This window comes from Rhizobium sp. B21/90 (assembly GCF_019355815.1).
Lineage (GTDB): Bacteria > Pseudomonadota > Alphaproteobacteria > Rhizobiales > Rhizobiaceae > Rhizobium > Rhizobium rhododendri.
Map to the genome: position 1 here is coordinate 195566 of NZ_CP072165.1, position 21171 is coordinate 216736.

Annotated in this window: 20 protein-coding genes; 10 read left to right on the forward strand and 10 right to left on the reverse strand. The window is 61.7% G+C overall.

What is annotated here, in order from left to right:
* Window positions 1-96: 96 nt before the first annotated feature.
* From J5278_RS28925 to J5278_RS28950, 6 genes are all read left to right on the forward strand, one after another.
* Entirely contained in the window at window positions 97-732 is a 636-nt protein-coding gene (locus J5278_RS28925) for a Urease operon accessory protein (RefSeq protein WP_209185517.1), read from the forward strand.
* Window positions 733-809: 77 nt separating this feature from the next.
* The gene (locus J5278_RS28930) at window positions 810-1811 is read left to right on the forward strand and encodes an NAD(P)/FAD-dependent oxidoreductase (RefSeq protein WP_142829376.1); all 1002 of its coding nucleotides are present in this window, start codon (window positions 810-812) and stop codon (window positions 1809-1811) included.
* Entirely contained in the window at window positions 1808-2248 is a 441-nt protein-coding gene (locus J5278_RS28935; RefSeq protein WP_161990949.1) for a DUF3429 domain-containing protein, read from the forward strand. The genes J5278_RS28930 and J5278_RS28935 overlap by 4 nt, the downstream gene beginning before the upstream one ends.
* 164 nt (window positions 2249-2412) lie before the next feature.
* Entirely contained in the window at window positions 2413-2979 is a 567-nt protein-coding gene (locus J5278_RS28940; protein WP_224128004.1) for a sigma-70 family RNA polymerase sigma factor, read from the forward strand.
* Window positions 2943-3620: a ChrR family anti-sigma-E factor gene (locus tag J5278_RS28945; RefSeq protein WP_247749364.1), complete on the forward strand. Its 678-nt coding sequence runs from the start codon at window positions 2943-2945 to the stop codon at window positions 3618-3620. The genes J5278_RS28940 and J5278_RS28945 overlap by 37 nt, the downstream gene beginning before the upstream one ends.
* 236 nt (window positions 3621-3856) lie before the next feature.
* The gene (locus J5278_RS28950) at window positions 3857-5170 is read left to right on the forward strand and encodes an alpha/beta hydrolase (RefSeq protein WP_209185518.1); all 1314 of its coding nucleotides are present in this window, start codon (window positions 3857-3859) and stop codon (window positions 5168-5170) included.
* Window positions 5171-5209: 39 nt separating this feature from the next.
* Here the strand turns inward: J5278_RS28950 and J5278_RS28955 are convergent, their stop codons facing one another.
* The 10 genes from J5278_RS28955 to J5278_RS29000 form a co-directional block, all read right to left on the reverse strand.
* Entirely contained in the window at window positions 5210-6094 is an 885-nt protein-coding gene (locus J5278_RS28955; protein ID WP_280636346.1) for an XdhC family protein, read from the reverse strand.
* 286 nt (window positions 6095-6380) lie between these two features.
* Complete coding sequence (locus J5278_RS28960; protein WP_257623513.1) at window positions 6381-7637, reverse strand: Zn-dependent hydrolase; 1257 nt, start codon at window positions 7635-7637, stop codon at window positions 6381-6383.
* Entirely contained in the window at window positions 7634-8476 is an 843-nt protein-coding gene (locus tag J5278_RS28965; RefSeq protein ID WP_209185520.1) for a BtpA/SgcQ family protein, read from the reverse strand. The genes J5278_RS28960 and J5278_RS28965 overlap by 4 nt, the downstream gene beginning before the upstream one ends.
* Entirely contained in the window at window positions 8473-9390 is a 918-nt protein-coding gene (locus J5278_RS28970) for a ribokinase (RefSeq protein ID WP_209185521.1), read from the reverse strand. Before J5278_RS28970 ends, J5278_RS28965 begins: the two co-directional genes overlap by 4 nt.
* A gap of 3 nt (window positions 9391-9393) precedes the next feature.
* On the reverse strand, window positions 9394-10164 hold the full coding sequence (locus J5278_RS28975; protein WP_142829388.1) for a glutamine amidotransferase: 771 nt from the start codon (window positions 10162-10164) through the stop codon (window positions 9394-9396).
* 32 nt (window positions 10165-10196) lie between these two features.
* Window positions 10197-11285 (reverse strand): phosphotriesterase, encoded by a 1089-nt coding sequence (locus tag J5278_RS28980; RefSeq protein WP_209185522.1) that lies wholly within the window; start codon window positions 11283-11285, stop codon window positions 10197-10199.
* A gap of 3 nt (window positions 11286-11288) precedes the next feature.
* Window positions 11289-12227 carry an ABC transporter permease gene (locus J5278_RS28985; protein WP_257623520.1) on the reverse strand — a complete coding sequence of 313 codons (939 nt, stop codon included), beginning with the start codon at window positions 12225-12227 and terminating at the stop codon, window positions 11289-11291.
* A 77-nt stretch (window positions 12228-12304) separates the two neighbouring features.
* Complete coding sequence (locus J5278_RS28990; protein ID WP_142829394.1) at window positions 12305-13099, reverse strand: ATP-binding cassette domain-containing protein; 795 nt, start codon at window positions 13097-13099, stop codon at window positions 12305-12307.
* Window positions 13100-13186: 87 nt separating this feature from the next.
* Complete coding sequence (locus J5278_RS28995; protein WP_219259471.1) at window positions 13187-14128, reverse strand: substrate-binding domain-containing protein; 942 nt, start codon at window positions 14126-14128, stop codon at window positions 13187-13189.
* 132 nt (window positions 14129-14260) lie between these two features.
* Complete coding sequence (locus tag J5278_RS29000; protein ID WP_142829398.1) at window positions 14261-14866, reverse strand: cupin domain-containing protein; 606 nt, start codon at window positions 14864-14866, stop codon at window positions 14261-14263.
* Window positions 14867-15223: 357 nt separating this feature from the next.
* Between J5278_RS29000 and J5278_RS29005 the strand changes: the two genes are divergently transcribed.
* The 4 genes from J5278_RS29005 (at window position 15224) to J5278_RS29020 (ending at window position 21168) form a co-directional block, all read left to right on the forward strand.
* Window positions 15224-16690, forward strand: a complete 1467-nt coding sequence (locus tag J5278_RS29005; RefSeq protein WP_209185525.1) for an alpha-glucosidase/alpha-galactosidase — start codon at window positions 15224-15226, stop codon at window positions 16688-16690.
* 120 nt (window positions 16691-16810) lie between these two features.
* Window positions 16811-18895 carry an ABC transporter substrate-binding protein gene (locus tag J5278_RS29010; RefSeq protein WP_209185526.1) on the forward strand — a complete coding sequence of 695 codons (2085 nt, stop codon included), beginning with the start codon at window positions 16811-16813 and terminating at the stop codon, window positions 18893-18895.
* 117 nt (window positions 18896-19012) lie between these two features.
* Window positions 19013-20023 (forward strand): ABC transporter permease, encoded by a 1011-nt coding sequence (locus tag J5278_RS29015; RefSeq protein ID WP_142829403.1) that lies wholly within the window; start codon window positions 19013-19015, stop codon window positions 20021-20023.
* Entirely contained in the window at window positions 20023-21168 is a 1146-nt protein-coding gene (locus J5278_RS29020; protein ID WP_247749362.1) for an ABC transporter permease, read from the forward strand. The genes J5278_RS29015 and J5278_RS29020 overlap by 1 nt, the downstream gene beginning before the upstream one ends.
* Window positions 21169-21171 lie beyond the last annotated feature (3 nt).

The window sequence follows — 21171 nt, forward strand, 5'->3', positions numbered from 1 at the left end:
TTCAGATCAATCGACAGATTTCGAACCGTTCAAAGCTGTGCTTTGATCCGGTCGGGCAATGGCACCGTATTGGCTGAAAATTCGACGGGTGGATTTGTGTCACGCAGGATCGCAATTGTTGGAAACGGCTCGTTCGCCAGCGCCCATGCTGGCGTGATCGACTCGTGCGACCTGGTAATACGCTTCAACGACTGCCGTTCGGTCGGCGAGGGCGGTATGCGCACAGACGTGGTTGCAGTCTGCAACACCGGGCGGCCCGCGCTGGGCATGATCCGCAGCGCCTCGTGGCGCGAGCTCCCGGCGGTCGCCTCAGCCTCCGCCATCTGGTGCGTGCGCGACTATCACAAATTCGCGGAGCTGAAACCGAAGCTGGATCCCGGTCTGGAAGACTTCTGCGACGACTACACGGCGGAATTCGCACGGTTCGCGGCCATGACCGGGAAGAGCTTCGAGATCATACCGCGCCATCACCACGACCGGATCGACGTCGAGTTACAGCGCATCATGTCGGGCAGCTACATCGTGCCGAGTTCCGGACTGATGGCACTCGCCTATGTGATGGAAGAAGCCGCAGGCCCGGACGATAGGGTCATCCTGGCAGGTTTTGACCACAAGGGATGGAACGGACATCCTTTCGATGCGGAGCGCATCCTGGTCGAACGCTTCATCGCGGAGGGCCGTATCAGGCGGCTTGCGGCAAACGATTTCCGATACGCGGAATGCGACGCCTGACAGACCGAGACCGACCTGCCCATCCGACCTGACAGAGCCACCAAGCAAGACTGCAGGTCCAGCAAACCGGAAACCATATGGCAATACGACCACGAGTTGGCATCATCGGCGCGGGAATGGCGGGACTGACGTTGGCCAAAGCCATTTCCGAGGTCGCATCCGTGCGTGTGTTCGAGAAGAGCCACGGCGTCGGCGGCCGGATGGCAACCAGATGGATCGATGCCGTCTCCTACGACCACGGCGCACAGTACTTCACGATCAGGAATGACCGTTTCCACGATGCACTGGAAACAGCGCGCGCGAACGGCGTGGTCGAACCCTGGAACGGCCATGTGGTTTCTCTGACAGAGGACGGCCTGCTGGAAAGACCGAAGTCGGACACCGTCAGATATGTCGGCACCCCTTCGATGAACGCGTTGCCGAAATCGATGTCCGTCGGCCTCGATATCCAGCCGGAGAGCACTGTCGGCGCGATCACCGGCGAACCCGGCCGATGGTTCGTCAACATCCGCGACCGGACGGAAGGCCCCTTCGACTGGGTGATTGCCACAGCACCGGCCCCGCAGTCCGCCCTCATGCTTCCGGCGAGGTTCGCTCATCACGACAAGCTCGGCCATGTCCGGATGAACGGATGTTTCACGCTGATGGTCAATATCGATATGAAGCAGAGAGCACGGATCCCTTTCGCCGCAGCCCATGTCGACGATCCCGTCATCAACTGGATCTCGCTCAACAACAGCAAGCCGGGCCGCCCGGCTTCGCCCTGCCTGGTGGTCAATTCCAACGCGGTCTGGGCTGACCTCAACATGGATATGCCCCTCGAAAAGGTCAGGCAGGCGTTGATCGAGGCGATACGGCACTACGTGCAGATCGATGCAGGAGAGGCCGATACCGCCATCGTTCATCGCTGGCGATATGCAAATGTCGAACGTCCGGCTGGCGAGCCTTATCTGCTCGACAAGGATTCGCAGCTTGCCGCTTGCGGCGACTGGTGCATCGCGGGGAGGGTGGAAGCCGCATTTCTGAGCGCAGCCGGCCTCGGCGATGCCTTGGGCGCAGTCATGGGAGCGGCGGAGTGAACGGCGTTTTACGCAAGGTATCGACAGCGCTTGCCTTTGCGGGCGCCTTGCCGTTCTGGTTCTTCGCGCTCGCCCCGGAGACCATCGCCGGATTGAACTCCGCCTCCGTCTTCGTCACCTACGGCGCCATCATCAGTTCGTTCATGGCGGGAGCCCTCTGGGGACGTGCCCAGAATGGCAAGGCGGACATCGCCCTGCTTCTCTCCAGCAACGTGCTGGCGCTCGCCTCCTTCGCGACCGCCGTCTTTTCGCTATCGCCTGTCGCGCTGGTGACCCAGCTTGCTGTCTTTGGACTGCTGCTTTTTGCCGATTACCGCGTCTATGCCGGCAACCCGGAGCAGCGATGGTACTGGAAGCTGCGCCTCTGGGTGACGCTGGTCGTGTCGTTCGCCTACGACATCATGCTGCTGCACTACGTTCTCGGTCCCTGCTGGTAATCATGGCCGTCGGTCGGCACAACGACGCCTATGATCCGTCTTTTGATAAATGGCGTATATCGGCTATGACAATATCGGAGCCCGCCCAATCTGTCTCGCTTCCCGTGTCGGCCGCCAGTATGGGGATGGGGCGGACGGCACCGCCGTTTAGGAAGGTCCTGCCTTTGGCAGAAACACAAGCCGCACTCGACCGCAAGCGCATCAACGAACTGATGGCAGCGGTCGCCGAGCATCGGGACGTGGATTCGTACGAGATGCTGTACAAGTATTTCGTACCGAAGGTCCGCTCCTATATGTTCAAGATCGGCGGCGATCGCATCATGGCTGAAGAAATGGCGCAGGAAGCCATGTTGTCCGTGTGGCGAAAAGCCAACCAGTTCGATCCGGAAAGGGGCGCTGCCTCGACCTGGATTTACACGATCGCCCGAAACGTTCGCATCGATGCGTTGCGTCGTGGGCCCCGACCGGATTTCGACCCGAACGACCCGGCCTTCGTTCCCGACGATACGCCTGCCGCCGATGTCGCGTTCGACAAGGAGCAGGATGCCGACAGGCTCAGGCGGGCGATGGCCTCGCTGAAGCCGGACGAAATCAAGGCGCTGAAGATGTCTTTCTTCGAGGACATGGCGCATCCGGCAATTGCCGCTTCGCTGGGCATCCCCATCGGGACTGTTAAATCAAGGATAAGGAATGCATGTCTGAAGCTGCGCAACATACTCAAGGACGATTGATCGTCGTGCATCACCTCGGTGACGAACTGCTGATGTCCCATGCTGCGGGAACGCTGTCGGAGGGATGGAACATCGGGGTCGCGACGCATCTGTCGTTCTGCCCCGGCTGTCGCGAGCGCCTGGCCGAGTTCGAGACGATAGGCGGATATTTTCTCGAGTGCGAGGAAGTCACGCCCGCCGAACCGGTCGCCTGGGAAGACATGAAGAAGCGCATGGAAATTCCCGAGCAACCGTCGGTGCCCGCGCCGAGACGCTCGGATCCGCTGCTTCCGCAGCCGCTGCTCTCCTACGTGGATGCCGCTGGCGGACTGAAGTGGCGCTCGCTCGGCAGCGGCGCATCGCAGATGAAGATACCGACATCCGACCCGAGCACCATCGTCAGGCTCCTGAAGATACCGGCCGGCAAGCCCGTTCCCGAACATGGACATCGCGGCCGGGAACTGACGCTGGTGCTGGCCGGCAGCTTTGGTGATTCGGTTTCCGTCTTCAACCGCGGCGACGTGGAGCTCGCCGACGACGAACTGACGCATCAGCCGGCGGCAACGCCGGGGGAAGACTGCATCTGCCTTGCCATCACGGAAGCCCCCCTGCGGTTTACCAGTCGCATCCTGCGTTTCATCCAGCCTTTCATCGGCATCTAGAGGCCGGAGAAGCCGTTTGCTGCGGCTTCGTATGCCCGACGCTTCGCTTCTGGATATCCACAAAGCGGCGTCGGTTCCACACGGCTGCTCAGTCTCATTTGCTTTCTTTTACGGAAAAGTCTGGAACCCGGACGGCCGGAAATGTATGAGGGGCTAAATTAGAGCGGCGGGACATATCATTGGTGGCAAGTGTGGGACAGCCAGGTCGTAAAGCAGCCTGCGCATGCGTGGCTATTATGCGTCCTTTGGCAATCGTGGCGACCCTGTTGCTGCTTTCCGGCTGCGGTGGGCGCCTGATCGGAGTCATGACGCCGAGCGGCACAGTCGTCAGGGGCACCTCGCAGGTCCGCCTGCTGGCAGCAACCACGAGAGCGCCGTCTGACGACAAGGCCATCCTGTTCAGCGGCGAGCGCGGCAGCGACCTGAAGATCGATGCGATCACCGTCTCCATTCCGCCCGAAGCCAACCGCACGGTTGGCCAGGTACAATGGCCGGCGCGCCTGCCTGCCAATCCGCTCAAGGATTTCTCGACCGTCAATGTCGTGCCCCTCGTCTCGAAGGCGGAAGACGAACGCTGGTTGAAGCAGAATCTTACGAAAAGCCATCGCGCGCTTGTCTTCGTGCATGGATTCAACAATCGCTACGAGGATGCCGTCTATCGCTTCGCACAGATCGTCCACGATTCCGGCGCAGATGTCGTTCCTGTTGTCTTCACATGGCCATCACGCGCCAGCATTTTCGATTATAACTACGACAAGGAAAGCACCAACTATTCTCGCGACGCGCTGGAGGATCTGCTGCGGCGGATCAGCGCCGATCCGTCGATCAGCGAAGTCACCGTGATGGCCCATTCGATGGGGACCTGGCTGGCGGTGGAAGCGCTTCGTCAAATGGCGATCCGCGATGGCAGGACACTGCCGAAGATCAAGAACGTCATTCTTGCCTCTCCCGATCTCGACGTCGATGTTTTCAGCCGGCAGTTTCTCGCACTGGGAAAGAACCCGCCACATTTCACGCTGTTCGTATCCCAGGATGACCGGGCACTCAGCGTGTCCAGACGCATTTCAGGCAATGTCGATCGTCTCGGCCAGGTGGATGCCAATGCCGAGCCTTACCGCACCCAGTTCGAAAAAGCCGGTATCAGCGTTATCGACCTAACCAAGCTAAAATCCGGCGACAGCCTGAACCACGGCAAATTTGCCGAGAGCGCCGACGTGGTCAAGTTGATCGGCCAACGGCTGATATCCGGGCAGACCATCACCGATTCCGATGTCGGTCTCGGCGAGGCCGTCGGCGCCGTGGCGCTCGGTGTTTCCAACACCGTTGGCAATGCGGCAAGCGTCGCCGTCAGCGCGCCGATTGCCGTGTTCGATCCGCGCACGCGGCGCAACTATGGTGAGCAGGTTCAGCGCCTCGGCCGATCGGTCGGCAACACGCTGGGATCCGTTGGCGATACCGCAGGCGCTGCAGGATTTCCCCAGGATACCAACCAGTCGGGCAAGCCATGCCCCGCCAACCAATCGGACCGCCGCCCGGGTTGCCCAAACTGAGGTTCGGCCCGTAGTCCGATATTGGAAAAACTTGCCCAGTCAGCGCGAGATCGCGTAGGCAGCAGCGACATCACCGAGTACGGAGAGTGCCAGCGTATTGGCGTCCCGGGCCTTGGCGATCACGCCGATCGGCGCCTTGATCCGGTCGATGGCAGCTTGCTCGTATCCAAGCTCTTTCAGCGCCGCCGAGCGCCGCTCGTGGGTTTTGCTGCTGCCGAGGGCACCAATGTAAAACGGATTTCCGTCCAGCGCTGCACGAAGGACCGGCAGTTCGAGATCGAGATCGTGGTGCAGGAGGACAACCGCCATATCGTGGTCGGGCAACGCACCGCCCAGCAAATTTGCACCATCTTCCCGGCGGACGACCTCATAGCCGGTGGAGGCTGCGAGTTTGGCCGTGCGCTCGGCCTCGATGGACCTGCCGCTCAGCAACAGGCGAGGACGCGGACGATAGCCTCTCGACAAATGCTCTCCGTCCCAGGCATCCTTGGCCGGAAAGGCTGCAACCTCGAGTGACTGCGCGCCAGCATCGTACCTGAGCCCCATGCGACGCCGAGATTTCAGGCCTTCCAGCACGCTGCGCAGACTGAGATTGTCCCTGAGCACATGGATTGCCAGCGTGATACCACCGCCGCAAGGCAGGACGATATCGAAGAACCGTGACCCTTCCCCCAGGCGCAAGAACCGGTCATTGCCGCCAGCGATGGCCTGCAGGGCCTCCGCCGCGACCGCCGCCTCCGTACATCCGCCCGAGACGTAGCCGCAGTAAAGGCCGTCCCGGCGAACTGCCATCTGGGCACCGAGCGCTCGCGCTGCACCGCCACGGATCTCGACCAGGGTGACAAGCGCCGTCTCGAAGCCTTCGTCGACGGAGTCGGCCGCGAATTGCAGGATCTCCTGGGCGGCGTCTGTCATGAATGCCATTTGCGGCATCGATATTTCGGGTCTGGTGAGCACAAGCGACATTGATTGATCTCTGGCCTCGGACGCGAGCCCGGAATTGACGAGGTTTCTGTAGTGGTTGAAAATTAAACTACAGCTTCGACGATAGGTTCCGAACTCCCCCGTTGCAAACTCACTCTGTCATGATGCCTTGCCCGACCCGGCACCGACCGCGGGCACGAGCCATCCATGCCGATGACGCCTCAGATTTGAGGCCGCGTCAACACGTCGTCTGCAGATTGTGCGCCGGTTGACTGCGAACGATGGATCAAACGGCAGCTGTCATCGAATTGGCCAGCAACAGCGTTGCTTCGAACATGACGCGGGCGCCCGTCACGATGTGCTCTGGGGCAACATATTCCGCCTCGTTGTGGCTCAAGCCATCGCGGCAGGGGACGAAAATCATCGCCGACGGGGCTACGCGGGCGAGGAACAGGGCGTCATGAAAGGCGCCGGAGACCATACGCTTGGATGTCAGTGAAAGGCTTGTCGCTGCCGCCTCGACGGCACCGGTGACGATAGGCGAGAAGGTCGCCGACGGCATATCGAAGGTCTGGAGGATGCTGCAGCTACATCTCTCGGCAATGGCTCGACTGTCGCAGACACTGCGGACCTCGGCCTCGATGCCATCCAGCCTGTTTGGGTCGGGATGGCGGATATCGACGCTGAAGGCAACCGAGTCCGGAATGGCGTTTATGGAGCCCGGATGGATGGCTATCCGACCGACGGTCAACCGCGCATGCGCATCGTTGTGCATCACGGTTGCCTGCAACTCGTGCAGGGCGGAAGCGGCTGCCACCATCGGATCGCGTCTATAGGCAAGAGCCGTGGTGCCGGCGTGTCCAGCCTGTCCGGAGAACGTCACCTGCAGCCAGCGCGTGCCCTGCACACCGGTGACGACGCCGATAGGAATATTTTCCGCCTCCAGGGATGGCCCCTGTTCGATGTGCAATTCGAGATAACGCGACACCGGCGTGCCGAGCGGGCGCATCGTGGCTTCCGGCAGCGCCGAGAGAGTGGCGGCGAGTTCGTCGGCAAAGGAGCCACCGTCGGCACCTGAAAGAGAGTCCCACTCTGCGGGGTCGGCGGCGCCGGCAAAGGCCATCGAGCCCATCGCCCCAGGCGAAAATCGGCTGCCCTCTTCGTTGGTCCAGGCGACGACTTCGACCGGAACCTCGGTATCTACGTCGAAATCTTCCAGCGATTCCAGTACCTCGAACGCCGACAGTGTGCCCAGCGCACCATCGAACCGGCCGCCCGTCGGCTGGCTGTCGAGGTGACTTCCGATCAGCACCGGCGCATGCACCGCGTTGCGGCCTTCCCGCCGGATGAACAGATTGGCCATGCTGTCCTGGAAAACGCCGAAACCGCGTGCCAGCGCGAGTTCCGCCAGCAGCCGGCGAGCCTGGCGATCGCCATCGCTCAGCGCCTGGCGGTTGACACCACCGGCAGGCGTGGCTCCGATTGCGGCAAAGGCCTGCATTCGGGCCAGCAACCGTTTGCCGTTGATGGAAGCCGATGTCACGCCCTGATGCCCGCTATGAATGACTGGACGCGCGACAGTTCGACCGGGTTCCACCAGACGCCGTCATACTTCAGCGAACTTGCGACGATGACACCGTCGACGATGCCGAGAATGTCGTTGACGTTGTCGGGCGTGACGCCGCTGCCCACCAATGTCGGCAGGCCGGCGGCCTCCTTGATCATCCTGATGTAGCCGAGGTCAGCTGCATGGCCCGTGCGCTGTCCGGTGGCGATAATCGCATCGGCGTCGAAGAACACGAGATCCTTGACCTGCTCCTCGACCGGACGGTCAGCAACGATAGCATGGGCGCCGTGCTTGACATGGGCATCGGCGAAAATACGGATTCCGTTGGCACGCAACTTGGCGCGGAACCGCATGGCGCGCGCGGCCTCGCCCTCGATGAAGCCTTCATTGGCGACATAGGCGTTGGCCCATTGATTGACGCGAACGAAGCCGGCACCCGAGGCGCTGGCAATCGACAGCGCCGGGATCGAGGCGTTGGCCAACACGTTGATGCCGATGGGTCGGCCGAGTTCGCGGCGGATGCGGTCGGAAACCACAGACATGTAGGCCGACGTTTCCGGGCCGATATCGTCCGGCTTGGCAAAGGGAATGTCGCCGTGGTTCTCGACGATCACACCGTCGCATCCGCCGTGCAGATAGGCTTTTGCGTCATCGAGGCCGCGCTGGTAGATCGCTTCCACCGTCTCGCCGTCGTAGCGGGGCGATCCCGGCAGCGGCATCAGATGGACGACACCGATGACGGCCTTGGGCTTTCCGAACAGGGAGACCAGCACGTTGTCGGCAACCTGGCCGATGCGGTTCGTAGGGGCTGTCATGTGTTTTCCGTTTCCATTTCCATATCGATAAGGTGTGCCATCTCCTGCTGGCTGGGGCAGGACTGCATTGTACCGGTGCGGCCGACGGACAGTGCCGCAGCAGCCGTGGCAATGCGGACGGCATGACCGAGTGGGATCTTTTGCGCAAGACATCCGGCGACACAGCCGCAAAAGACATCGCCCGCACCGCTGGTATCGACGACATCGGCGCGCAGGCCTTCGACCCAGTCCGGCGCGCCTCCCGCCCTGTCGACAACAAGGCAACCGCGCGCGCCGAGCGTAATGACGACGGAGCCTGCGCCCCGGGAGATGAGATCACGGGCGGCCTCCCGCGGATCGGCATGCCCCGAAATCTCGGCAGCCTCACCCTCGTTGACAATCACGATATCGGCCGCCGCAAGGTCCGGACTGCTGCCCGGTGCGAGTGGGCTTGGATTGAACACTGTCGTTGCCCCGCTCGCCTTGGCGGCCTTCAGACAGGCGATTGTCACATCGGCGCGCAGGTTTCCCTGCAACAGCACGATATCCTGATCCCCGATCGAGGCCGCGAGGCCGGTTTGAAGCAGGGGATCAAAGGCCTCAGCGCATGTGACGCCGCTGACGATAATGTTTTCACCGCTGGCATCGACCATGATCGTGGAGCGGTCGGTCGGCAGCTCCAGGGCCGGCATCAGTGCTGTGTCGAATTCCTCCGACAGCATCTCGCGGATGGTTCTGGCCGCAGCATCCGTGCCGGTGGCAGCGAGAAAGTCGACCGGAGCACCTGTCCGGGCGGCCGCGACCGCCTGGTTGGCCCCTTTGCCGCCGATGCCATCGCTATGGCCGTCGGCATTCAGCGTTTCCCCCGGCCGCGCAAAACGGTCGAGGCGGAACGTGGTGTCGATGCAGACATTGCCGACGACGTGGACGCGCATGGATCAATCCTTGGTGGTTGCCCAGGCCAGCATCTGCTCGAACAGGGTCTTGTAGCCGCTCCACGCGATGAAGCTCTGCGGCAGCCAGTGGGGGCCGACATCCGATGTCCAGGCGACGGTCCGACCCTTGCCGTAAGAGCCGGCAACCAGCAGCGGCAGCGAACCATAGTCCGTCGAAACGGTCGCCAAAACTTCGGCACCGGGCTTCACCGTAACTTCGTTGAAACCGAGCAGGATTGGCCAGTCCTTGCCGAGACCCTTGAGGATGGGGTGGTCCTCTGAACCGTTGACCGCCGGTGCAAAGCCTTCCGGTACCTCGACGCGGTCATCGACCGAGAGGCAATCGACCGGCAGCACATCCTCGATCGGCGTATTGTGATAGCGGGCGCCGCCATTGATACCCTGGAAGCTGTAGTAGCCGCCGAACATCAGCAGGCCACCGCCGTTGCCGACGTAGTCGCGCAGCAGGCGCAGGCGGTTTGGGGTCGGCTTGGAATGGATCCATGTATCGGGATGCAGCAGCAGCGTGTTGGCGCCGATATCCGACAGAACGATGGCATCGTAGGCCGAAAGCGCCTCGATGGTCTGCGGGAAATCCCGCTGGGCCTCATGGGCCGGCATGAAGGTGACGTCGAAATCGCTGTCCTTCAGGGCGGTCAGCAACTCGTCGGCGCCGGTGTGGTAGGTGACGGTCGGGAACTGGTCGAAGCCCTTGATGTGGGTGGCGGTCGACACCCAGGATTCGCCGGCGAGAAGAACCTTCTTCTTGGGCATGCTTTACTCCTTCGATAGATTGCGATTGCGGCTCAGGTGGCCGCGGAAAAAACCGATTTCGGATTATCGACCAGCATCCGGTCGATGGAGGCCTGATCGACGCCGTGGCGCTTCAGCCGCGGCACGAAATGCTTGAGGATGAAGCCATATCCGAACCCGCCATAGCGGGTCAGCATGATCTTCAGGAACACGTCTTGCGACAGCAGCAGCCGGTCGACGAAACCCATGTCGATCAGCGAGCGCAGAGCGCGGGCATTCTCCTCGTCGGACGGCGACTGTGCATCCTGGTCGGCATAGTAATAGTCCATGCCGATCATGTCGTATTCCAGGAAGGCGCCGCGCTCGGCGAGGCTCTTCTGGTAGGGCAGGTCGCTGTGGCTGGGGTTCATATGGCAGAGCACAGTGTGCCTGAGATCGGCCCCTTCCTCCTCGACGACGTCGAGCACCTTGTGAGCGAGCCGCTCCCAGCCGGGCAGGTGGATGGTCAGGGGCAGGCCGGTGATCCGCGATGCGCGCGCCGAGGCCTGCAGCGACTTCAGCTCCTCGGAGGTGAAGTCCTTGCTGACGCCGACCTCACCGATAATGCCGGCCATGATTTCCGGCTGCGTCTCGCCACCACCGACATCGTTGACGATGAACTCAGTCACCGCCTCGACATCCATAGCCTTCAGCCATTCCGGATGCGTATGCTGCAGATAGAAGCCGGTGCCCATGATGATCTTCATGCCGGACATGCGCGATATACGGGCGAGCTTCGGGGGGTCGCGGCCGATGCCGATATTCGTCGCCTCGACGACGGTATGGCCACCGAGCGCCTGGAACTTCTTCAGTTCCGTGAGCGCCAAGTCGCTGTCGTCGAGCGAGACGTTGTCGCGGTTCATGTAGGGGTTCATCCTGAGCTCGCCGACGATCTCGATATTGACCGGCTGCTCGGCGATCAGCTTTTCGTCGGGATGGCACGGGCATTTCCAGGTGCTGGCGCCGTCGAGCAGGATGTGCTCGTGCATCAGCGTGACCCCGAGGTCGTCCACCGCGACAGGCCCGAGCACCGTCATCGCCGTGCCGGAGCGCACACCGATCCCCGCGCGTTCGACGGGCTTTGTATCGAACAGGTGATCCATGTCTCAGCGGCTCCTCACGGCACCCTTGAAGATGCGGAAATTCAGCCAGATGGCGATCAGGATGATGGAGCCGGTCACGATTGGCGTCAGGAAGGGAGACATGTGCGCAAGGATCAAGCCGTTGGCAATGACCGCGACGGTGAGGGCGCCGAGTACGGTGCCGAGGATCGTGCCGCGACCGCCGAACAGGCTGGTGCCGCCGAGCACCACCGCGGCGATGACATCCAGTTCGAAGCCTTGGCCGGCATTCGACGAACCGGAACCCAGACGGGCAGCAAGGATGATGCCGGCAGCAGCTGCAGCGGTGCCGGAAATTACGTAGACCAGCAGCGTCGTCAGGCGGGTGTTGACGCCGGCGCGGCGCACTGCCTCGGCATTGGCCCCGACGCCGGTCACATAGCGACCGAACGGCGTCTGGTTGAAGACGATAAAACTGACGACGAGAATGACGAGAGCGATCAGCGCCGGCACGGGGACACCGAGGAACCAGGCCCGGCCGAGAGCGGTGAACGGGTTTTCCGCATCGACCGGGATCGAATAGCCGCCGGTGATTAGCAGGGCGAGCCCGCGAATTACCGAGAGGCCGGCCAACGTGACGATGAAGGACGGGATGCGCTCATAGGCGATGAAGAAGCCCTGCAGCGCACCGACGAAGCCGCCGAGGGCCAGCATCAGCACTACGACCACAGGCCACGGAATGCCCGCCTGCAACGAGGCCGCCGAGAGCGTCGATGTCAGCGCCAACACGGAGCCGACGGAGAGATCGATGCCACCCGTTGTGATGACGAATGTCATAGCAGCGGCGACGATCAGCAGCGGTGCCGACTGGCGCACGACGTTGAGCAGATTGGGCGCCGTCAGGAAAGCGCCTGTTGCAACCGAGAAGACGATACAGACGACGAGGAAGAACAGCGCAATCGAGATGATGCTGCCATTCGCCATCGCCTTGTCGCGCAGCCGGGTCTTGTGGACGCGCGGCGGTGCAGCGGCGTGCAGGGAGGGTTCGGTAGTGGAGACGGTCATGCCGGGATCCCCTGGTCTTTGTGGCCGGCGGAGCGGGCGTTGAACTTGCGGCCGACAATCAGGTTGACGACCTCTTCGATGCTGGTGTCCTCGATCCGCCGCTCTGCAACGTTGCGGCCCTCGTACATCACTTGGATGCGGTCGCAGACGAGGAACAGGTCCTGCAGCCGATGGGTGATGAGGATGACGCTGACGCCGCGAGCGCTGACCGTGCGGATCAATTCGAGCACGGCCTCGACCTCGGCAACGGCAAGCGCTGCCGTCGGCTCGTCCATGATCAGGACCGAAGGATTGAAGGACGCCGCACGGCCGATGGCGATCGACTGACGCTGTCCGCCGGAGAGATTTTCAACCTTCAGCCGCGTATCGGCAATGACGATGCCAAGCCGCTCGAGCATGTCGCGGGCCTCGTCGTGCATTTTCCTGTTGTCGAGGAACGGGACGCCGGCGATGTGTCGCCGCGGCTCGCGACCGAGGAATATGTTGCCGGCAACGTCGACGCTGTCGCAGAGCGAGAGGTCCTGGTAGACCATCTCGACGCGTGCAGCACGGGAATCGGCCGGCGAGGCGAAGCTGACGGTCTTGCCGTCTATCTCGATGGTGCCAGCGTCCGGAATAACGGCGCCAGAGAGTACCTTGCTCAGGGTCGACTTGCCCGCCCCGTTGTCGCCGACGAGACCGAGGACTTCTCCCGGCTTCAGGTTCAGCGACACATTGTCGAGGGTCTGGATCGTGTTGTAGCGCTTGGAGATACCGGTCATCCTGACGCGGTAGGTATCGGCATTGGTCATATGATTTCACCTGACAGGGAGCGTTGCTCCACGGCTGTCAATTTGACCGCGGCTGTTGCCGGCCGCGGTCACACGGTTCGGGAGATCTTACTTGAACATGTCCTTGAACTTGTCGACATTGTCCTTGGTGACAATGGTGACCGGGACGTTGATGATCTTGTCGACCGAGCCGCCCTTGGAGATCTTGTCGAGCGCTTCGACGGCAGCCTTGCCTTCGCCGGCCGGATCCTGCTGGATAACGCCCGCAACCCAACCGGCATCGATGCCTTCGATCGCCTGCTTGGTGAGGTCCCAACCGAATACCTTGATGTCCCCGGTGCGACCCTGGCTGGTGACGGCCGACACGGCGCCGAGCAGGGCCGGTTCGCCGGTGGCATAGAGCGTCGTCATGTCGGGATTGGCGGTCATCAGGTTTTCAGCGGCGCTCAAGGCCACGTCCTGGACATTCTGGCCATCGACGGTGTCGAGGAAGGTGACCTTCTCGCCGCTGTCGGTAACAGCCTTCTTGAAGCCGTCGAGGCGCTGGTTCTGGATGAACGAATTGAGTGCGCCGACGACGCCGATCTTGGCCGACCCCTTCATGTTGGCCTTGACGTAGTCCGCATAGAACTTGCCGATATCGCTGCCGGCCTTGGTATTGTCGACGCCGACGAAGGCAATGTTATCGCCGTCGGGGATCTGCGCATCGATGGCGATGACCGGGATGCCGGCTTTCTCGGCGGCAGTGACGGCCGGCTTGACGCCGTTGACGTCGATGGCGACGAGGATGATACCGTCGACCTTCTGGGTGATGTAATTTTCGATTGCGTCGTTCTGGGCGCTGGGGACGTTGTTGGCGTTGAAGATAACCAGGTCGGCGCCGGCGGTCTTGGCCGCAGCCTTGGCGCCGTCATTGATCTGGTTGAAGAACAGCGCCTGCTGGTTGATGGTGACGAGCGCGAACGTCTTGGCGGAGGCTGCGGCCGAGCCGACGGCCATCGTCACCGCGATGGCTGCCGTGCAGGCCATCAGATATCTGGAAAATCGCATGTAGTTCCCCTTTTCGGATAGGCCCGTGACCGGGCTCATTGGCTTCAAGCCCAATCATAATTCAAGAGACTTGAATGATTGTCAAGATACTTGAATTAGCTTTAGCCGCCGAAATGAAGAACCTCCCGGAAGCTAGAAGGTCGCCGGTGTGTTGACCCAGAAAATACTGGCACGCTCGCTGCCGACGTTGCGGTACCAGTGCGGCATTTCCGATTTGAAGACGAAACTATCGCCTTGCGCAAGCCGAAAGGTCCGTTCGCCGACCATCAACTCGATTTCCCCGGCGAGGAGATATCCGACTTCCTCGCCCGCATGCTGGATGGGACCGGCACTCTCGCCGCCGGCCTCGATGTGATGGATGTTGCACTGAAGCAGGTGGCCTGCAGAATAGGGGATGACGCGCTCGAGGGAAATGCCTTCGCCACGGCGCAGCGGATCGAGCGCGATCAGCGGCCTGTCGCCGGCCCGGAAGATGATACCCTCGTCGCCGTCGGCCTCCTCGAACATCCAGCCGATATTGGTGCCAAGCACCCCCACCAGCCGGTGCAGCATCGGCAACGATGGCGACGCCTTGCCGTTCTCGATCTTCGACAACAGGCTTTCCGAGCAGTCCGCAGCTGTCGACAGCGCCTTCAGCGTCATTCCCAATGTCTGCCGCGCCAGCCGCAGCCGCACGCCGAGTTGCGAAGGAGCGAAGGTCTGACCGTCGTGGGCTGCCGGTTTATCCATCTTGTTCATCTGCAGTGCCAGGCCGTTGTCGTGAAGTACCGATGAGGCAGCTTACGGGACGAGCGCGCCGTCTGTCCAGAGATTGCGTTGCGGCGAGAAAAGGCTCGATTGCCCTTCCACCGGCGGCGATCAGGCGGGTAATGGGAGATCGTTTCGACAGCACAAAATTACCCTTGAAAGCATAATAGTTCTCTGGTCGCACGATGCATAATCGGCATAATCCCGGCCAGACAAGAGTACCGAACGATCCGCCGAGGAGAGGCGGGGGGACGCGAGCCTGCAGCGATGCGAGGCCGCTGGAGACGACGGGCGAGGTTGCAGCGGATGCAGTCGCGCATCGTTCGCTTGACAGACAGGGTGAGGATCATGAGTTTCAAAATCGCAATTATCGGCGCAGGCAGTGTCGGCTTCACGAAGAAGCTTTTCACCGACATCCTTTGCATTCCGGAGTTCCACGACGTCGAATTCGCGCTGACGGACCTCAGCGAACACAATCTCGGGATGATCAAGGCGATCCTCGATCGCATCGTCGAAAGCAGCAAGCTGCCGACCCGGGTGACCGCCACGACCAATCGCCGCGAGGCGATCGAGGGTGCCCGCTACATCATCAGCTGCGTGCGCGTCGGCGGCCTCGAAGCCTATGCCGACGATATCCGCATCCCTTTGAAATACGGCATCGACCAGTGCGTTGGCGATACGATCTGCGCCGGCGGAATTCTTTACGGCCAGCGCAATATTCCTGTCATACTCGATTTCTGCAAGGATATCCGCGAGGTTGCCGAGCCAGGTGCGAAGTTCCTGAACTACGCCAACCCGATGGCGATGAACACCTGGGCGGCTATCGAATACGGCAAGGTCGACACCGTCGGCCTCTGCCACGGCGTCCAGCACGGCGCGGAACAGATCGCCGAAGTGCTTGGAGCCACGTCCAAGGACGAACTGGACTACATCTGCTCGGGCATCAACCACCAGACCTGGTTCGTCGACCTCAGGCTCAGGGGCCGCAAGATCGGCAAGGACGAATTGGTCGCCGCTTTCGAAGCGCATCCCGTCTTCTCGCAGCAGGAAAAGCTGCGCATCGACGTGCTGAAGCGCTTCGGGGTCTATTCGACCGAGAGCAACGGCCATCTGTCCGAATACCTGCCGTGGTACCGCAAGCGGCCTGAAGAGATCGGCAAGTGGATCGACATGTCGGACTGGATCCACGGCGAGACCGGCGGCTACCTGCGCCACTCGACGGAGACGCGCAACTGGTTCGAAACCGAATTCGACCAGATCCTCGAATCCGCTTCCGCACCGATAGATCCGGCCCGCCGCTCCAACGAGCATGCGAGCCATATCCTCGAAGCGCTGGAGACCAACCGGGTCTATCGCGGACACTTCAACGTCAAGAACAATGGCATCATTACCAATCTGCCGGCCGATGCGATTATCGAGTCGCCCGGCTTCGTCGATCGCTTCGGCATCAACATGGTGGCCAGCATCACGCTGCCGGAAGCTTGCGCCGCCACCTGCATCGCCTCGATCAACGTCCAGCGGATGTCTGTCCATGCTGCCGTCACCGGCGACATCGACCTTTTGAAGCTGGCCGTCTTGCACGATCCGCTCGTCGGTGCTGTCTCGACGCCGGAAGAGGTCTGGCAGATGGTCGACGAAATGGTGGTCGCCCAGGCGCGCTGGTTGCCGCAATATGCCGATGCCATCGAGCCTGCGAAGGAAAGGCTTTCGCGATCGAAGGTCAAGACAGGCGACTGGAAGGGCGCGGCGACACGCAATGTCCGGTCGATCGAGGAACTGCGCGTAGAAAAGGCCAGCCTGAAACAGGCCAGTTGAGATTGCAGGGACGAACGGCGGCGGAGCGCTTGAGGAGAGGCGCCCGCTCATACCGTACGCCCTGATTTGGAGGAGCGGAGCTGTCTTTGAAGGAGGCAGTTCACGACAAGGGGAGAGACAATGAGCCATTTCCGATCCATCAGCCTGGCAGCGGGTCTGGCGCTTGCGGCGTCCGTCATCGCGATGAACGCCCATGCCGCCGAGCCGACAATTGCGCCGGTCGCGCCGACTTTTCCGGCCGAAGGCAAGATTAAGTATGTCGCGCGCGACTCCATCCTCGAATTCAAGGCGCTGCCCGAATATCACGAGCCGGACTGGATGACGGAAAAGTTCGTCAAGACCGGCAAGCTGCCGCCCGTCAAGGACCGCCTGCCGAAGGAGCCGATGGTCTACAAGACCGGCAACATGACCGACGGCATCGGCGTCTACGGCGACACGCTGCGCCATGTCATCGGCGGCCGGCCGGAAGGCTGGAACTACGGTGCAGGCCAGAGCCAGGGCTGGGGCGGCATCGATATCGGCCTGTCCGAATGCCTGACGCGCACCGCGCCGCTGTTCCAGGTCGAGGCAAAGGATACCGAGCCGCTGCCGAACCTTGCCAAGAGCTGGGACTGGTCGCCGGATGGCCACAAGCTGACCATGCACCTGATCGAGGGCGCCAAATGGTCCGACGGCGTCGCCTTCAACGCCGACGACGTGATGTTCTATTGGGACGACGAAGTGGTGGACCCCAACGTCTCGCCGCTGAACGGCGCCACGCCCGAGACATTCGGGGTCGGCACGACGCTCAAGAAGGTCGATGACTACACTATCGAGTGGACGTTCAAGGAAGCATTCCCGCGGCAATATCTGTTCGCCATGGCCTACGGCACCTTCTGCCCGGGTCCGTCGCATATCCTGAAGCCGCAGCATCCGAAATACTCGAAGAACACCTACGACCAATTCAAGAATGCCTTCCCGCCGGAATTCATGAACATGCCTGTGATGGGCGCCTGGGTGCCGGTCGAATACCGCCCTGACGACATCATCGTCATGCGCCGCAATCCCTATTACTGGAAGGTCGACGAGAAGGGTAACCAGCTGCCCTATCTCAACGAGGCCCACTACAAGCTCTCGACATGGGCGGATCGCGACGTGCAGGCCGTGGCCGGCTCCGGCGATATCTCCAACCTCGAGCAGCCTGAAAATTTCGTCGCCTCGCTGAAACGGGCTGCCCAACCGGATGCACCGGCGCGCCTCGCCTTCGGTCCGCGCCTGACGGGCTATAACCTCTCCATGAACTTCTCCGCCAACGGCTGGGGACAGCCGGATGCACGCGAGCAGGCCATCCGCGAACTGAACCGCAATCTCGACTTCCGCAAGGCGGTGACGATGGCGCTCGATCGCAAGGCCATCGGCGAGTCCCTGGTCAAGGGGCCGTTCACGGCGATCTATCCCGGCGGGCTCTCCTCCGGCACCAGCTTTTACGACCGCCAGTCCACGGTTTACTACCCTTATGATCTCGCCGCAGCCAAGGCCGAACTCGCCAAGGCCGGGCTGAAGGATACCGATGGCGACGGCATCGTCAACTTTCCGGCTGGCACTGCAGGCGGCAAGGATGTCGAGATCGTGCTGCTGGTCAACAACGACTACGGCACCGACAAGAGCCTTGCCGAGGGCGTGATCGCCCAGATGGAGAAGCTCGGGATCCGCGTGATCCTCAACTCACAGACCGGCACCAAGCGCGACGACGCCAATTACGCCGGTCGTTTTGACTGGATGATCATGCGCAATCACACCGAACTGTCTTCGGTGGTCCAGAACACCGAGCAGCTTGCGCCAATCGGCCCACGGACGAGCTTCCATCATCGGTCGCCGGAAAGCGGCGAACTCGACCTGATGCCCTTCGAGCAGCAGCTTGTCGATGTCGTCCGCAAGTTCATCACCACCCAGGACAACGATGAGCGCACCAGCCTGATGAAGCAGTACCAGAAGATCTACACCGAAAACGTCAACACCGTCGGCCTGACCGAGTATCCGGGTGCGCTCATCATCAACAAGCGCTTCTCGAACATTCCCCAGGGAACGCCGATCTTCATGTTCAACTGGGCGGAGGACGCGATCATCCGCGAGCGCATCTTCGTGGCGGCCGACAAGCAGGGTAAATACGAGCTCTTCCCGCAACAACTGCCGGGCGCGCCGGGCGGCAAGGGGCCGATAGACTAGCCTCCCAAGGCAGTGAGATATCCGGCCGCAGAGCAAGGCGGCCGGATATCTCTGAAACATGCAGTCCGTTCCACAAACCCGAACTGTCAGACGGCAACAAGAGAAGCGAAAAATCCCATGTTGCGATTTCTAATGGTCCGCATCGCCTCGGCGATACCGATCCTGTTCATCCTCAGCCTGGTGACCTTCACCATCATCCAGGCGCCGCCGGGCGACTACGCCGACTATATCCGCTCGCAGGCTATGAACCAGGGCGGCGCCTCCTTCGCGCAGGCCGATGCGCAGGCGCAGGCCTATCGCACTGAGCACGGCCTCGATAAATCGCTGCCGGTGCAATACCTGAACTGGATCGGCGGCATCGTCACCCGCGGCGATTTCGGCTACAGCATGTATTACAACAAGCCGGTGGCCGATGTGGTCGGCGAGCGTCTTCCGAGAACGCTGATCCTGGCGCTTGTCTGTCATATCCTCGCTTCGATCCTCGGTATTTCCTTCGGCATCATCGCCGCCACCCGCCAGTATAGCTGGATCGACAGCGTGCTGTCGGCGGTCGCCTTCCTCGGCATGACGGTGCCGCGCTTCCTGATGGCATTGATTATCGTCTATCTGCTGGTCTTCCAGCTCAATGTCGCGGAAATCGGCAGCTTCTATTCGCCGCAATATGGCGGCGCACCGTGGTCCTTCGCCAAACTCGGAGACCTCATCCATCACGTCTGGCCGGTCGTCGCCATCGCCACTTTCGGCGGCCTCGCCTACAACATGCGCATCATGCGCGGTAATCTGCTGGATACGCTGAATGCCCAGTATGTCGAGACTGCACGCGCCAAGGGATTGAGCGGCGCTGCCGTCGTCATGCGCCACGCAGTGCCGAATGCACTGCATCCGCTGGTCATGTACCAGGGCGTCGTGCTGCCCTACATGCTCACCGGCGAGATCGAGACGGCGATTATCTTCGCGCTCCCGACCGTCGGCCCGGCCATTGTCGGGTCTATGGCCGTTGGTGACGTCTATGTCACGGCGACCTTCATGATGGTGCTGTCGGCCACCCTGATCGTCGGCAACATCATCGCCGACCTGCTGCTGGCCCTGCTCGATCCCCGCGTTCGCCAACAGGGAGGAGCTTTCTGATGGGTGCCTTCATCAAAACGGACTTGCCCCAGCCAGTCGTCGAACCTCAGGTCGAAAAGGTCAAGCTGAGAGGCGGCAACGAGAGTTACCCGGCCCTCGTCTGGCGCCGGCTGAAGCGCTCGTGGACAGGCATGGGCGGCTTGGTTCTGGTCGCACTGCTGCTACTGATGTCGATCTTCGCCGAATTCGTGGCGCCGATGGATCCGAAGGCCACTGACAGCGGCTTCGCACCGCCGCAGATCATCAGCTTCCACGACAAGGATGGCGGCCTTGTGCTCCAGCCACGCGTTTACGCGCTTGCTGAAACCGATGCCCTCGACCCCGTCACGTTCCAGCCCGTCGTCGGTCCGGACTACAACAATCCGCGACTGATCGGCCTGTTCGTCAAGGGTGACAGCTACGACCTGTTCGGCCTGATCCCCGGCGACCGCCATCTGTTCGGCTCGACGGATGGACAGGCGGTGCATTTCCTCGGCACCGACAAGTTCGGCCGCGACGTGCTGTCGCGCGCCATCTACGGATCGCGCGTGTCGCTGATGATCGCGCTCACCGTCGTGTTCATCGTCACCGTCGTCGGCACGACTGTTGGCATGGTGTCCGGCTATTTCGGCGGCACGTTCGATGCCTGGATGCAGCGCTTCGTCGACCTCGTGCTGGCCTTTCCGCAACTGCCGCTCTATCTGGCGCTGACGTCGCTGATCCCGGTCACCGCGCCGACCAATGTCTTCCTCGCCTTCGTCATCTTCGTCATGTCGGCACTCGGCTGGGCGCAGATGTCGCGCGAGGTGCGCGGCAAGACGCTGGCGCTCGCCCGCATCGACTATGTCCGGGCGGCAATGGCCGTCGGCGCCACCGACCGGCGCATCATCATGCAGCACATTTTCCCCAACGTCATGAGCCATGTCATCGTCTCAGTGACGCTCGCCATCCCGAGCGTCGTGCTGCTCGAATCCTTCCTTGGCTTCCTCGGTTTCGCCGTCAAGCCGCCGCTGATCTCCTGGGGCCTGATGCTGCAGGATACCTCGACCTATTCGGTCATTGGCTCCTATCCCTGGATCCTCACCCCCGTCGCCTTCGTGCTCGTCACCGTCTTTGCGTTCAATGCGCTCGGCGACGGTCTGCGCGATGCTGTCGATCCCTACTGAAGG